The organism is Pseudomonas soli, from assembly GCF_900110655.1.
GTDB lineage: Bacteria > Pseudomonadota > Gammaproteobacteria > Pseudomonadales > Pseudomonadaceae > Aquipseudomonas > Aquipseudomonas soli.
On record NZ_FOEQ01000007.1, the window covers coordinates 293,415 to 306,896 of the forward strand.

Below are 13,482 nucleotides of genomic sequence, written 5' to 3' on the forward strand. Positions count from 1 at the left end.
CCTGCAAGAGCAGGAAGAACGGGGCAGATTACTGTTCCCGTCCATCAACGGCAGCAACAGTGCCAGGCAAAGCCCCCCTGGCCGGCAACCACACGGTGAAGGTAGTGCCATAGATCGCATCCGAACGCATGCCGATCCTGCCGCCATGCGCCTCGACAATCTGCTTGACGATGAACAAGCCCAAGCCCACCGAACGCAGCGGATCCTCGCGCTCGCTGCCTCGCGTCATCGGCTCGAACAGCGTCGGGATCACCGCTTCAGCAATGGCCGGCCCGTGATTGTGAACGCTCAAGGTCGCGCCTTCGTCCGTCAGGTCGGTGGTCACGGTGATCGGTAAGCCCGGGGCGCCATAGGCCACGCTGTTGGCGACCAGGTTGCCGAGCATCTGCTGCAAGCGGTCCTGGTCCACTTCGAAGGTGCCATGCCCGCGCGAATAATGGCGAATACCGGCCTGGGCGAAGGCCACCCTGAGCTCGCTCACGCACTGGTCCACCGCCTGGCGCAAATCGACCTGCTGACGCGTCACGCGGATGCCCTGCCCTAGCCTGATCGAGGCGAAGTCCAGCAGGTCGACGATCATCCGCTGCGCCCGGTCGGCGGCACTGCCGATGCTGCCCAGCAAGCGCCGGGCCCGGTCGCTGTCGGCATCGCGTTCGAGCAGTTCGGTCGCCATCTTGATGGCCGTCATCGGGTTCTTCAGGTCATGGCTGGCGACCGCGACCATCTGCTCGGCGAGGATGGCGCGGCGCTCGGCGTTTTCATAGGCAGCGGCAAGTTCGGCCTGTGCCCGTTGCAGGGCGGCCTCGGCGCTGACCTTCTGCGCCAGCAGCTCTTCGGCGCGCTGCATGGCCACCAGCGCCGCCCGTTCGTTGCGGTCCCGCTCGCCGGTGCCGAGCAGCGCCAGGTGGTAGCGCACCCCCTCGGCGGTTTCACGCCGCACCCCGTTGAGCAGCATGGCCAGCAGGTGCCCATCGCGATGGCGCAGTTCGAGCTTCACCTCCGACACCGAGCCCTGCAGGTTCATCAACGGCCCCCAGTGCGTGAGCTGGAACGCCCGCCCCGCAGCCGTCAGCAACTGATCGAAACTGCGCGCCTGCAACGCCGCCGGGTCATGCCCCAGCCACTGGCTGAACGTCTGGTTGCAGCGCAGCACGGTGCCATCCGCGGCCATGACGACCAGCCCGCACGGCGCATGCTCGAACAACGACTCATCGAACAACAAGGCGGCGTCATTCATGGCCGAATCCATGCCCGGCGAAGAACGCATCCATCGCCGCCGCGCAGGCACCCGGGGCACTCAACTGCGGGTAATGGCCCATGTTGTCGATAAGGCTCAGCTGGCTGTCGGGGAGCACGCTGTGCAGGTACTCGCCTACGCCCACCGGCACCACCGGGTCGCCCGTGCATTGCACGATCAGCGTCGGTACCGGCAGGCCGCTGACCTCCTGGCGGTGATCGGAGAGGAAGATGACCCGGGCAAAGTGCCGGGCGATCTGCGCGTCGGTGCGGCAAAAACTGCTGGTCAGCTCCGCCTCCAGCAATGGTTGCCCGGGCGTGCCCATCAGCGTCGGGGCCATGGAACTGGACCAGCCGAGGTAGTTGTCATCGAGAGTGGTGAGCAGCGCCTGGATTTCATCCGGCGCAAAGCCACCGGAGTACCCCGCCGAATCGATGTAGCAGGGCGAGCCGCCGATCATCACCAGGCCGGCAATCCGCCCGGGCCGCTGACGCTCGGCCAGCACGCCGATCATCGCGCTCACCGAGTGCCCGACCACGATCACCGGCCCCTCGGCATAAGCGTCGATCAGCTCGTTGAGGTCCGTGGCATAGCCCCAGAGCGACGCATATTTTTCCGCCGTGTAGGCCGCAAGGTCGGACTGACCGGCGCCAACCAGGTCGTAGCTGACCACGCGAAAGCGCGTGACCAGATGAGGCAGCAGGCAGCGCCACATCGACTGATCGCAGCCGAAGCCGTGAGACAGGATCAAGGTGGCACTGCCGTTCCCAGCGACGTGCACGTTGTTACGCTTTTGCAGGGTCATTACCTATCCCGATGTCGTGCAACGTTGTGCTGAGCAGTGCCGAGCGGTCCATGCTGCTGGTGAGAATAGTCGAGGCGTGGGGCGGGTGGCTTGGATTGGCCGGCGGGTTGGGGCGGCCAATGAAGCAGCAGTGCGCGGGGCTCGACGTCACGGGCGCACCGGGTGGATCGGGGTTGAACTGGTGGACACCATACGCGATATGGGTGGAAAGAGGGCGGATTTTGCGGGGCATCGCCGCCTTTTGAGTGAAGGCGTGTGGGAATCATCCCTCAATTGAAAGGATTGGGACGAATAGGCCCCTTAGGCAAGAGGGCATCTGACCAGGAGTGGATAATCCACAACCAATCTGCCTTTTTGAACACATCCGACCTATGACAAGCCATCCTAGTCTTGACATCTGCAAGCGAACGAAGCTTAAAGTGTCCACGTTTCATGGAATGTGGACAGACGGGATTTTTACTCGAATGAAGAGTCAAGATATTTTGCTCCTGTTCAAGATGGCGAGCCTCTACGCTCAGGAAGAGAATTTGCTCATCGACACAGAGCAGCTCGACCGCGCCATCAAGAGCGCCATGCAGGCGCCTGACTGGGAATACGATCGAACGGGAAGATTTTTGAAGCCAAGCGGCGCTGGATATCCCGATACCGATTCGGCGCCAGCACTTTCCTATTCCAGTGCCGCCAAGGAAGCCTATTTGCTTATCACCGGCGGCGAAAGCTGGGAGGGCTGGAGCGATCCAGTCGAACCGGTCGAGGCAGCGCTCTCGTCCTGGAGTGATCGCTACTCTGTCAGGTCGCTTTCAGCATCGCTGGGCCTGAGTAAGAGCGAAGTGTCGAACGCCATGGGCAGATGTCGCGAATCGGGCCTGCTGATCAACGATCATGCTACCGGGCTCCCGAAGGTCAATCGCCGTGAGCTGCTCAAACTTGCCGAGCACGCCTTGAAGTACTTTTTCCCGGTACGACCGGGTGCTTTGGTTCGTGGAATACCGACCGGCTTCGCCGCTCCCGCGTTGAGCCGCAACATCCGCAGTGCTGGGGAAACCCTCTACGTTTGGCCCGACCCACTAGGGATCGAGCGCGGCCAGCTGATAGAGCCGCTCTACAAAACGGTCCCCCATGCGGTGAAACAGGACCGTACGCTGTACCACTACCTGGCCCTGGTTGATGCAATACGTGTGGGTGGCCCTCGCGAAACCAGTGTCGCGGTAGGCATTCTCAAAGCTGGATTGGGGCTGAAGTAAATGCCCTCCAACGCTGACCACAACCTCGAGCTCCTTGAGTTTGTCGCTCAGGGGCTTGGTCAAGACTTGCTCGATGAAGTCGCATTCGTGGGCGGCTGCACGACGGCCATGCTGGTCACCGATCCGGTGATCATCGATGACATACGCCACACGGTGGACGTCGACCTGGTTATCGAGTTGGCCGGTATCGCTCAATGGGCCCACCTCACAGAACGGCTGGCCGCTAAAAACATAAAATTAACCGGCGAGGATGACGTCAATTGCCGGTTTCGTTTCAACGACGTTATCGTGGATGTAATGCCCACAGCCGCAGAAGTCTTGGGCTACACAAACAGATGGTTTGTCGAAGGCTTGGCTCATTCCGCTACACAACCACTTCCAAGTGGCCTGGAGATAAAAATCTTCAGGGCCCCGTACTTCCTGGCTACCAAACTGGAAGCGTTCAAGGGCCGAGGAAAAAACGACCCTTATCACAAGGATGTAGAAGATATCCTGATCGTCATCGATGGGCGGCCCGAACTGTTGCAGGAACTCAAGGCGGCCGAAGACGAGCTCAGGCAGTACGTTGCCGCCGAGATGACTGAACTGTTGAGCCTGGACGGGATTGACTATGCGGTTCAGAGCAGCAACTCCGTAAGGTCCACCCCGGGCCGGGAACGCCTGGTTTTTCAACGTTTGCATGAACTGGCCGCCTTGAAATGAGGTTCTCGACGAGGTCGTTCAAGGGAACATCGACTGACCTCAACGGCGACTTTGCCGATGCCGTGTTCGACGGCGATAGAGGGTTGATCGTGATTGTCGATGGCACGGCGAAAACAGGGAGCGATCAACTTGCCAGGAGCTTCGTCACCTACGTCATCGATACCTATCAAAAATGGCTATCCGCCGGTGACACTGATACCTCCCCTGCCGCTGCACAGGCGCTATTAGGGAAAGTGCTTTCTGAAATCCATGGCCCACTGTTTCGTGACCACACAGGGACATGCTGCTATCTGGTCGGGGTGATATCGAACGGTTACCTGACCGTGGCGTACGAAGGGGATTGCTCCTGCGGCATTGTCACTGCAGGGACTGTGATCAAATGGCTTACGCCACCTCACTGCTGGGCAAACTGGCAGCGAGACAAAAGCCATGGGGAGCTCGCCGAAGATCCCGCTCGAAACATTGTCACACGCTGCTACAAGGCCAGGACCGCACCACGGCCAGATTTTGTTTCTCTAAAGGTCGAAGCGGGGGAACGATTGGTCTTCGCGACTGACGGGTTCTGGGCGGATCTCGAGGTAGAGCGGCAGGGCTCTGCACTCAATTCAGCGCCCTTTGAAACTGTTGAAATGGATGATGACGTAACTTGGGTAGACGTCTGGGTTTAACGGTTGATGCCAGCCATGGTCCAGGCATCGAGTAATCGCCCGCTGATTCATCTGCGTCTCAAAAGAATGTATAAAGCGTCAGCGCCCTGCGACCCCGACGTCCGCACAAGGAAACTCCTCCATGCTTCGGCTCACCATGCCGGCCCTGCTCCTGGCTGTAGCCGGCTGTGCCACCAAGCCTCCCGCCAACCCCGAGAACCTCTGCGAGATCTTCCGCGAGAAGCCGAAGTGGTACGAGGCGGCGTTGAAGATGCAGGCGCGCTGGGGCGCCCCGGTGCAGGTGCCGATGGCGATGATGTACCAAGAGTCGTCGTTCAAGCACGACGCCCTGCCGCCGCGCTATTACTTCCTCGGCTTCATCCCCTGGGGCCGGGTCAGCACCGCCTACGGCTACGCCCAGGCCAAGGACGAGACCTGGGCCGACTACAAGCGCGAAGCCGGCGGCTGGGGCGCCGCCCGCGACGACTTCGCCGACGCCCTCGACTTCATGGGCTGGTACATGCAGAAGAGCCAGCGGGTGAATGGCGTGTCCAAGTGGGACGCCTATGGCCAGTACCTGAATTACCACGAAGGCTGGGGCGGCTACCGCAACCGTAGTTACGACGGCAAGCCGTGGCTGAAGAACGTGTCGCAGAAGGTGCAGGCGCGGGCGTCGGTGTTTGGGGCGCAGTATCGGAGTTGCGAGCAGGAACTGGCTCGGGGTGGGTGGTTCTGGTAGGCGCTGATTCGGGGGTGATGTAGCACCGGGCGAGCAATGCGTTGCCGACCGGGCACGCTCTTGCAAGACGCGATGGTTCAAGTGGAGTCCGCCCAGGACACACCCCGCAATAGGGCCGCAAAGCGGCCCCGATGATGCGCAGCATCAACCTGTAGAAACACCCTCTTCTTTCATCACCTCAAGCTTGCCGAACTGCTCGCTGGCCAGGCGGCTGATGATCCGGATCGCCTGGTGAATGCCCGCTGTGTTGCGGAAGCTCAGTTGCGGGTTGTGCTCGCACTCGAGCACCTCGTCATGCTGGACCAGGGCCTCGCCTAGCAGTTCGAGGGTCCAGACGTAGCTTTGCAGGGTAGACATGCGTTCATGGTCAGTCATGGCGCACCTCGCGGTTGGCGCGGTCGGCGAGGGACTGGCTGTCGATCGGGTAGAAGGTTGGGGATGGGATGGCCGCACGGGTTGGGCGGCGGAGAGCGGATGCGAGGATCCTCAGTATCTTGGTGGTCATGCATGAGTTCCTTTCGTTGTGGAACTGCCACCGCTCGCGGCCAAGCAAGTTTAGGTGGCAGCAGTACGCGGGTTGGCCGACCGGGACGAAAGGGGCCCGGCACACCCGAAGGTGTCCCGCGCACCACCGCCATGACGCGACATCGCGGGCACAAAAAAAGCGCCTGCGATGAAGACTGGGCGCTGCTGCGCCTTTCGATTCCGACCGGCCAAGGTCGCGTCGCCGATGCTTCGGCGACGGAGGGAATTTATTCCTTGGGGGCTGCTAATGCAAGCTTAGGAAGCCAGGGAAAAGGCGATGGATGCTGCGGGAAACTGCCTACACCACAAGGACACGTAGAATCCCCCAACGAGCCGGTTCGACGCAGATGAACGAGGCTTGATCAATGACTACGAAAAACAGTGAGACAGACGGACGGTTGTTGGACGTGAGGGCACGGTTTTCGCGGGGCTGGAATTTGGTGGATTTTTTGATTTACCTCTTAGGGTATCTATAAAAAAATCAGCTAGTTATGGCTTCCAGTGGAATCGAAGCGGAAATTGGCGAAGATCCAGTAAGAGATGCGCCCTCCTGCTTCAATTGCTAGGTTGGTACGACAGAAACGACCCACAGCGGCCTTCAATGGAAGGCCGAAAACGGACAAAAGAGGTCATTCCCGAGCGACAGTTTTCGACCAATTGCGGACGTGCGCCAGAGGCAGCTTTCGGCCAAAAGCTGCAGGTCGACACTAGACATGTCTGGCAGCTATGGCTAGCCTCTTGCCATCACCTGAACGTCAAGTGAATACAAAGGAATGCACTATGTCTACAAGTTACCATGCAAACGGAAAAACAATGTGGAGCCTCGGTAAAGCGTACCATGAAAATGGAAAGACTGCGTGGAGCTTAGGGAAAGCTTATCATTCCAATGGCAAAACGGCTTGGAGTTTGGGAAAAGCTTATCACCCAAATGGAAAAACAGCCTGGAGTTTAGGTAAGGCATATCACGCAAACGGCAAAACGGCCTACAGCCTAGGAAAAGGCTATCATGAAAATGGCCGTTCAATGGGATCTATCGATAGTATTGAACTACAGCTGGGAGAAGGAATAAGGCTTGTGTGTGGAAAATTTGATCAAGCTTTGTACGTGTACGGTAAAAGCGTCTTAGGCTCTGCATGAGAACCTTTGAAACTCCGCCAACACCCCCAACCTGCCTGAGTCTTCATAAAAATTTGGTTTTCCTACCGCTGGACTCTCCCATGCCCAAACTACTCATAACTATTTAAGGCCCCAGATCACAAAGGGACAGCTAATACTGCATTGACGACAATCGCAAGCGTCCGCTGATGGCCGTTAGCCGACCTCGCCGAAGGGCCGCTTTGGGTCGATTGCAGCTGCTCACGACTGACTGCTATCGACCCAGAGCAGCCTATCGGAGTGTAAAAAGGGGACATGTAAAAAGTGGACAGATTTATTTTTACCGTGGGTTCAAGTGAACATCACAACCCTCAAGAGAACGACTCGAACATCGCCTCTTGACGTCCGTTGACGTGGGGCAGGCCCAGAATTTATGTTTCATCAACGAGCGTCACAAAAAAACAAATCTGTCCCCTTTTAACTAAAAAATAAATCTGTCCCATTTAACTCTTTAACTCATGTTGCTCTGCAAGTAGCTGGGTCGACCCTGCAGTCGGCCCTAGGCAATACTGGGTTGCGCTTGATTCACGATGAAGAATGGTGGAAATTAGCTCACCCCAATGCTTATCTCAGTGTCTACCGGCGTTGCAATAATATTCGCGATTTCTGTGTATAGATCCACGTCCTCACCATCAGAGGATATAGAAATAATCAGGCTATAACGGGTTTTCGTGTTGCATTTCCCCAGATGGGGCCGATATCGCCACCAGCCGGAAACCGGATAAATAGCAATTTTATCCCTTGAGGCCAAGTCAATCGCTGGACCGATCCAGACGTCACTGTGTACTGAGCCTGCGGAAATGCTTTTGGGACCGAATACCCACCTGTTATCTGGCTCTGGTTGTGGAGGCTTTTCCGCCATCGACTCAAGCTTGTTGATTCGATGCCGGAATGCTGCTTCTGTCTCGGATTTTTTCTTGAGGTCAAATCGAAGCCCAAAGGATTGATACCTAGCTGGGATCACTTGGGCCATTTCTCCAGGGCTAGGCTCGATGAAGTACGAAAGAGTGATCTTCAGTTGGACGGTCCGGTTTTCGAGGCGTTCTAGCTCTGCTTTCGGCCATGGCAGATTGTAGTAATGCACCTCTTTAAAGTGCGGATCTCCAACCTCTCGACTCTTTGCGTTGAGGTCTCTCGCAAATGGTTGAATGCTAGTCTCAGCAATCAGGGCTAAGTCGTTTTCTGCAGATGCCAAGGCGCGTGATAGCTGTGGAACGCCATAACCAATGTGGCGGGCGAGAGCGATTCGCTGCCCTTTGCTCTTGCATTTCCTGAATCGCTCCATCATGACGGGCGTCCACTGCGCGCTATGAATAATTAGTGCGCGCACCGTTTCTGGCCACATCTGTGGATGCGCAGCCATGATTGTCGCAGCCAATCCCGCTGCTTGTGCGGTAGCAGAGCTGGTGGCCCAGAACTCCTCAATAGGCCGCTGATTGACATCTTTTCCGGTTGTTAAGAGTGACAATGCAGGAATACCGGAAATGATCTCTGCCCCGTCAGGACTGATCGCCTTGTTGCCCGCCTCGAAAACCACTTCTGGCTTAATTGGGGTTCTGGAGTGCTCCCAGTCGATTGATGCTCGGCTATAGGGGCTATGATCGCCGGCCCGCGCCACTGCGGACCACCCCTCATAGCCTGGTTGATCATGAAGGTCGACCTTGTCAGTGAATCCACCGACCGCCAACGCGTTCCATGATTGAGCAGGGTCTTCAATCGGGAAGTCATAGGGGTCAGCCAAATCGTCAGGGCTGTTGGAGTCAGGGATGTTACCCGCTGAAATTATGAAGAGTCGACGCGGACCATATTCTCCGTTCTCCCCGAAGTCCCCCACCATCGAGCCACTACAGACCTGATCAATAGCGGAGCTCCATGTTGTGGGTCGCTCGCCTGATACGTCTTGGTTCGAGACCGCCATGCAGAAAACGCGATTTCGCAGGGGCTCCTTCGTTTCTGCCAAGCTCACTGCTGACTGGGTAATGAACCCGTAGCTCGAAGGGTCATTTCTCTCCCAACCAGCGGGCGGTAGGAATTTTACCGATTCCAGTTTTGCAGTTAGTTCAATAAAACTTTCATCTGCCAGCGCGTAGCTAAGGTCCCCATATAGCGCTGCACCAGCCATATTGGTTCCATGGCCATGGTGGTCGTGCACTCCCCACTCTGACCTAACTGCTTGGCAATCGTCAGCTGCAAGCGCGGGCTGAATAAGGGGGTGAGCGTGGTTAACGCCATGATCTAAAACGCAAATCGCGGGGCTTTCGCTATCAGGTGGAATCAGCCTGTCTGCTAGATTGGACGTCCATTCTGACTTTTCCCGGGATGTTTGCCGGGTAAAAAAATAGGGGTTGTCGGTGGCTTTCCTGAGCTCTTCTAGTCCGTCCGCATTCGCTGCAAGAATTGACATTTCAAGGGTATTTGCATAGACGAGTAATACTTCTGTATCCGGAAATATTAGCGAGTTCTCGCTGACGCGAATTTTTAGATTGTCAGCGACACGTCGGACGTGATCCGCCTTCCATGCTGCACACCAGCACTCCCACCAAAGTGTGGAAGATAAGGAGCTTGGGAACGGTCTGGAGTCTGTCCATAAGGTCTCTATGTCCCCGATGGAAAGGTTTTCAACGGATGAGAATTTAGTCTCATTTTTTGGCTTTCCAGACTTGGTCTCTTCTTCTGCATATTCCTGCAGCTTTAACTCAAGAAAGTCCATGGCATCGTGAGGAACGTAGAGCGCTCCGAGTGTTGAACCGTCCTCGAGGACTCGGAGGGCTGAAAGCCGTATATTTTGTTTTTTCCAGTTTAGGTCTGGAATGGGCGATCCCGCTTCAAGCTCAACTTCTAAGTACAACGCTTGGGGGGAGTCGCTGATATTGTCTGCAAAGAAGGCGTTCTGACCGCTTCGTGCGGCAGTAAACGCAAGAGATAACCTTTCGCGGAGGCGGCTGCCATGGCCTTCCTCTCGTGTTCTACCCGCGTTACTCAGGTCCTTATCTCGGCGCTGGTAAGGGCGATCCACCCTGAATTGCTCAACTCTGAAATGCGGAAGCTCGTAAGACGACGCCATTCTGGATATTTCCCTAATCCAAAGTTATGCATGCTGAACACCTAGCCGGGGCTTAGTCCTGACATGGTTTCTTTCAGGGTGTGGCGCTCTTTTAACGCCCTGACTATTGCTTCAGTTGTCGCGTGTTTATCACCTTGGAGGATGACGTCTTTGATAATCTCAGAGGCCGCTCTAGTGATTTCTGCTTGGCTGAGACCCTTGGCAGCGGCTATGAGTTTCGCCCAAGACACTCTCTTCGGCAAATAGACATGCATTCGCATCTCAAGTACTTCCTTAATGCCATTCGGATCAGGCAGAGAGTACTCGATGATGTCATCGAACCGCCTGAAGAGGGCGCGATCAAGAAGCTCGGGATGGTTCGTTGTGGTTAGCACGAGGCTGTCTGTACTGTTTGTTTCCTCAAGGAACTGAAGGAACGAATTGAGTACACGACGCATTTCACCTACGTCGTTATCAGCGTTCCGTCGCCCACCAATAGCATCAAACTCGTCAAACAAGTAAACCGCGCGAACAGATGCAATCTGATCGAATATCAACCGTAGCTTGGATGCCGTCTCGCCCATGAAGCGTGTGATCAGGGCATCGAGGCGTATGGTGAAAAGCGGCAGCTGTAACTCACCGGCCAAGATCGATGCTGTTAGGGTTTTCCCCGAGCCTGGCGGACCTACAAGCAGGAGTTTTGAGCTCGGGGCCAAACCATGGCTACGTAGCTTGTCTCGCTGACGCTGTTGATGAATGAGGCGGGTAAGGCGGTCTCGCTTGAGGTCATTAAGAATCAGGTCTTGCAGCTGAGACCTTGGATAGCTGACAGATAGCAGGGACTCCAATTCGCCTCGTGGCTTGGAGATTGGAATCGCAACATGCTGATTCGGCCGAGAAGCATGTCCTTTGAATGGAGACTCGCGTTTACGAGCGCTCTCAACAAGTGCTTTGAGCTCATCAGCAACATCAAGTCTGCCACGGCGTGCTTCAGCAGCGGCCACTTGCAAAGCGATGGAGAGAAATTGCTCCTCATCTCCTTGGTTATGGCTGCTCAGCAGAGCAATGATTTGTTGGGCCGTAGCCATCGCCTTCCCTATCCTTCAATGGGCTGCCGGGTTAGCGACCCAGTTTAGTCGATCGGCTATTGGGAGCCTAGCTACGGTCATCTGAATTCTCTAAAACCGGCCGAGCCGCTAGGGCTCAACCACCGGGAGGCTGCTCAGGTCAAGGCCGAAATCTCCCCCCGCTCAACCTGTCCACGAACGTACGCGTGTGCCTGTAGGGGGGATGTTGAGCAGGCTCAGGGAGACAAAAAGAGACAGACAGACACAACAAAGCCCGCACTAGGCGGGCTCTGCTGGGCGTTTCGTAGACAGTCATAGACTTCTGGAAACTGGTCTCTGGTGCCGGAGACAGGAATCGAACCTGCGACCTTCGCGTTACGAGTGCGCTGCTCTACCGACTGAGCTACACCGGCGTGTTGCGCAACGTACCACTGCCGTGTCGGTTACGCAAACCCCTGTTTCACCTCACTTTCATTGCTCCGTGCAGCCATTGGGCGCGAGGTCTTCCTCCACCGTGGTCACGCAGGTCCAGCCTGCCTGGGTACGCGCCAGGGTCACGGTCTTGCCCAGCACATTGGCCGGTGCGTCGGCCAGGGTGCAGGCGATGCTGGCGGTGCCGTCGGCGGCCTTGCCACTGGCGGTGATCGCGCAATGGGCGGTGGTGGGCTGGCCGCCGAGGCTGGCGACGTCGGGCACGTCCTTGCCGTCGTTCAGGCGCACGTCCATCGGTGTCTTCAGCGCGGAAATCTCCAGCAGCGCGGCGGTAGCCTTGGCGCGGGCCTGGTGGTTGGTGTACATGGGGATGGCGATGGTCGCCAGGATGCCGATGATCGCGACAACGATCATCAGTTCGATCAGGGTGATACCTCGTTGCCCTTTCATGAACGGTTTTCCTTCGTGATACGTGGAGGCGCGGCGGACGCTTTCATCGTGGCGCGCCCCGGCCGGCAGGCGCGCAGTAGGCCTGAACCGACACCTTTTGTCACCCCTGCGCGGCGGGGCGTCATCTTCGCTGGACTACTCTAGTGAGCCACAGGGAAACGCGCCCGGCAGCAGGCCGGGCAAGCTGTTACCGGGCTTTTCGCCCCCGCGCAAAAGGACTCTCGCCATGCCTGCTTCCACCCGTCTGTACGCCTGGGAAGGCGTCGATGCCAGCGGCACGCCGCAACAGGGCCAGCACACTGGCCGCAGCCCGGCGTTCGTGCAGGCGTGGTTGCGCCAGCAGGGCATTCGCGCGACGCGGGTGCGGCTGGCGGGTGGGCTGCGCTGGCGCTGGCCGCAACGGGCGGGCAAGGCGGATGCGCCGGGGTTCAGCCGCCAGCTGGCGACCTTGCTCACGGCGGGGGTGCCGCTGTTGCAGGCGTTCGAGGTGATGGCGCGCAGCACGGTGAACAGCGCCATGGCGGCGTTGCTGGCGCGGTTGCAACAGGATGTGGCGGCGGGGTTGGGCTTGGCGGATGCCTTGCAGCGCCATCCGGGGTGGTTCGATGCGCTGTACTGCAACCTGGTGCGGGTGGGCGAGCAGTCGGGCACGCTGGACCGGCAGCTGGAGCAGATGGCGACCATGCTGGAGAAGCGCCAGGCGCTGCGGCAGAAGGTGCGCAAGGCGATGCTGTATCCGGCGCTGTTGTTGCTCACGGGGCTAGGAGTGGCGGCGCTGTTGCTGCTGGAGGTGGTGCCGCGGTTCCAGGGGTTGTTCGCCAGTTTCGACAAGGCGCTGCCGGCGTTCACCCAGTGGGTGATCGATCTATCCACAGGGCTGGGCAATCACGTCGGGTGGTTGGTGCTGTTGATAACTGCGCTGGGGTTTGGCATTCGGGCGTTGTACCAACGGCACCTGCCGGCGCGCCTGTGGATATTGCGCGGGGTGTTGCGGGTGCCGGTGGTGGGCACCTTGCTCGGGCAGGCGGCGCTGGCGCGCTTTGCCCGCAGCCTGGCGACCTCTTATGCCGCCGGGGTGGCGTTGCTGGATGCGCTGGCCACGGTGGCGCCGGTGAGTGGCGACAGCCTGCACGAGCGGGCGATCCTCAAGTTGCGCCAGGACGTGGCCGGCGGCATGGGGCTGCAGCAGGCGATGGAGGCGGATGCGCTGTTCCCGCCGCTGTTGCGCCAGCTGGTGGCGGTGGGCGAAGCCAGCGGTACCCTCGACCGGATGCTGGACAAGGCCGCGCTGCATTACGAAGAACAGGTGAGCCAGGCGCTGGAGCAGTTGACCACGCTGCTTGAGCCGGCCATCGTGCTGATCCTCGGGCTGCTGGTGGGGGGCCTCGTCGTGGCGATGTACTTGCCGATCTTCCAGTTGGGTAGCCTGATCTGAA

At 58.1% G+C, this 13,482-nt stretch carries 13 protein-coding genes and 1 tRNA gene; 6 read left to right on the forward strand and 8 right to left on the reverse strand.

Annotation, left to right across the window (positions count from 1 at the left end):
* Nucleotides 1-28: 28 nt before the first annotated feature.
* Complete coding sequence (locus tag BMY03_RS17290) at nucleotides 29-1,237, reverse strand: PAS domain-containing sensor histidine kinase (RefSeq protein ID WP_052062227.1); 1,209 nt, start codon at nucleotides 1,235-1,237, stop codon at nucleotides 29-31.
* Entirely contained in the window at nucleotides 1,230-2,042 is an 813-nt protein-coding gene (locus BMY03_RS17295; protein ID WP_094011753.1) for an alpha/beta fold hydrolase, read from the reverse strand. The genes BMY03_RS17290 and BMY03_RS17295 overlap by 8 nt, the downstream gene beginning before the upstream one ends.
* A 464-nt stretch (nucleotides 2,043-2,506) precedes the next feature.
* Between BMY03_RS17295 and BMY03_RS17300 the strand changes: the two genes are divergently transcribed.
* From BMY03_RS17300 to BMY03_RS17315, 4 genes are all read left to right on the forward strand, one after another.
* Complete coding sequence (locus BMY03_RS17300) at nucleotides 2,507-3,286, forward strand: MarR family transcriptional regulator (RefSeq protein ID WP_094011754.1); 780 nt, start codon at nucleotides 2,507-2,509, stop codon at nucleotides 3,284-3,286.
* Entirely contained in the window at nucleotides 3,287-3,988 is a 702-nt protein-coding gene (locus BMY03_RS17305; protein ID WP_094011755.1) for a hypothetical protein, read from the forward strand. It abuts the gene before it with no gap.
* On the forward strand, nucleotides 3,985-4,656 hold the full coding sequence (locus BMY03_RS17310) for a serine/threonine protein phosphatase (RefSeq protein ID WP_094011756.1): 672 nt from the start codon (nucleotides 3,985-3,987) through the stop codon (nucleotides 4,654-4,656). Before BMY03_RS17305 ends, BMY03_RS17310 begins: the two co-directional genes overlap by 4 nt.
* A gap of 121 nt (nucleotides 4,657-4,777) precedes the next feature.
* A complete protein-coding gene (locus BMY03_RS17315) occupies nucleotides 4,778-5,374 on the forward strand; it encodes a transglycosylase SLT domain-containing protein (RefSeq protein ID WP_094011757.1) in 597 nt (198 codons plus the stop codon).
* 144 nt (nucleotides 5,375-5,518) lie between these two features.
* Here BMY03_RS17315 and BMY03_RS17320 read toward each other — a convergent pair whose 3' ends face one another.
* Nucleotides 5,519-5,749 carry a hypothetical protein gene (locus tag BMY03_RS17320; RefSeq protein ID WP_046854186.1) on the reverse strand — a complete coding sequence of 77 codons (231 nt, stop codon included), beginning with the start codon at nucleotides 5,747-5,749 and terminating at the stop codon, nucleotides 5,519-5,521.
* Nucleotides 5,742-5,879 (reverse strand): hypothetical protein, encoded by a 138-nt coding sequence (locus BMY03_RS26385; protein WP_177182922.1) that lies wholly within the window; start codon nucleotides 5,877-5,879, stop codon nucleotides 5,742-5,744. The genes BMY03_RS17320 and BMY03_RS26385 overlap by 8 nt, the downstream gene beginning before the upstream one ends.
* Before the next feature lie 800 nt (nucleotides 5,880-6,679).
* On the opposite strand from BMY03_RS26385, the gene BMY03_RS26185 reads away from it, so the two are divergent.
* Entirely contained in the window at nucleotides 6,680-7,036 is a 357-nt protein-coding gene (locus BMY03_RS26185; RefSeq protein ID WP_143067558.1) for a hypothetical protein, read from the forward strand.
* 565 nt (nucleotides 7,037-7,601) lie between these two features.
* Here the strand turns inward: BMY03_RS26185 and BMY03_RS17325 are convergent.
* The 4 genes from BMY03_RS17325 to BMY03_RS17340 form a co-directional block, all read right to left on the reverse strand.
* Nucleotides 7,602-10,118, reverse strand: coding sequence for a S8 family peptidase (locus BMY03_RS17325; protein WP_094011758.1), 2,517 nt, complete (start codon nucleotides 10,116-10,118; stop codon nucleotides 7,602-7,604).
* A 41-nt stretch (nucleotides 10,119-10,159) separates the two neighbouring features.
* Entirely contained in the window at nucleotides 10,160-11,185 is a 1,026-nt protein-coding gene (locus tag BMY03_RS17330; RefSeq protein WP_094011759.1) for an AAA family ATPase, read from the reverse strand.
* Nucleotides 11,186-11,501: 316 nt separating this feature from the next.
* A tRNA-Thr gene (locus tag BMY03_RS17335) sits at nucleotides 11,502-11,577 on the reverse strand.
* Between the two features lie 58 nt (nucleotides 11,578-11,635).
* Nucleotides 11,636-12,046 carry a pilin gene (locus tag BMY03_RS17340; protein ID WP_094011760.1) on the reverse strand — a complete coding sequence of 137 codons (411 nt, stop codon included), beginning with the start codon at nucleotides 12,044-12,046 and terminating at the stop codon, nucleotides 11,636-11,638.
* 226 nt (nucleotides 12,047-12,272) lie between these two features.
* Between BMY03_RS17340 and BMY03_RS17345 the strand changes: the two genes are divergently transcribed.
* The gene (locus tag BMY03_RS17345) at nucleotides 12,273-13,481 is read left to right on the forward strand and encodes a type II secretion system F family protein (protein WP_094011761.1); all 1,209 of its coding nucleotides are present in this window, start codon (nucleotides 12,273-12,275) and stop codon (nucleotides 13,479-13,481) included.
* Nucleotide 13,482 lies beyond the last annotated feature (1 nt).

Excerpts from the sequence above, each read along its gene's own strand:
- BMY03_RS26185 (WP_143067558.1), top strand. The coding sequence starts at position 6,680 with ATGTCTACAAGTTACCATGCAAACGGAAAAACAATGTGGAGCCTCGGT.
- BMY03_RS17340 (WP_094011760.1), bottom strand. The coding sequence starts at position 12,046 with ATGAAAGGGCAACGAGGTATCACCCTGATCGAACTGATGATCGTTGTC.
- BMY03_RS17315 (WP_094011757.1), top strand. The coding sequence starts at position 4,778 with ATGCTTCGGCTCACCATGCCGGCCCTGCTCCTGGCTGTAGCCGGCTGT.
- BMY03_RS26385 (WP_177182922.1), bottom strand. The coding sequence starts at position 5,879 with ATGACCACCAAGATACTGAGGATCCTCGCATCCGCTCTCCGCCGCCCA.
- BMY03_RS17300 (WP_094011754.1), top strand. The coding sequence starts at position 2,507 with ATGAAGAGTCAAGATATTTTGCTCCTGTTCAAGATGGCGAGCCTCTAC.
- BMY03_RS17320 (WP_046854186.1), bottom strand. The coding sequence starts at position 5,749 with ATGACTGACCATGAACGCATGTCTACCCTGCAAAGCTACGTCTGGACC.
- BMY03_RS17305 (WP_094011755.1), top strand. The coding sequence starts at position 3,287 with ATGCCCTCCAACGCTGACCACAACCTCGAGCTCCTTGAGTTTGTCGCT.
- BMY03_RS17330 (WP_094011759.1), bottom strand. The coding sequence starts at position 11,185 with ATGGCTACGGCCCAACAAATCATTGCTCTGCTGAGCAGCCATAACCAA.
- BMY03_RS17295 (WP_094011753.1), bottom strand. The coding sequence starts at position 2,042 with ATGACCCTGCAAAAGCGTAACAACGTGCACGTCGCTGGGAACGGCAGT.
- BMY03_RS17310 (WP_094011756.1), top strand. The coding sequence starts at position 3,985 with ATGAGGTTCTCGACGAGGTCGTTCAAGGGAACATCGACTGACCTCAAC.
- BMY03_RS17325 (WP_094011758.1), bottom strand. The coding sequence starts at position 10,118 with ATGGCGTCGTCTTACGAGCTTCCGCATTTCAGAGTTGAGCAATTCAGG.
- BMY03_RS17290 (WP_052062227.1), bottom strand. The coding sequence starts at position 1,237 with ATGAATGACGCCGCCTTGTTGTTCGATGAGTCGTTGTTCGAGCATGCG.
- BMY03_RS17345 (WP_094011761.1), top strand. The coding sequence starts at position 12,273 with ATGCCTGCTTCCACCCGTCTGTACGCCTGGGAAGGCGTCGATGCCAGC.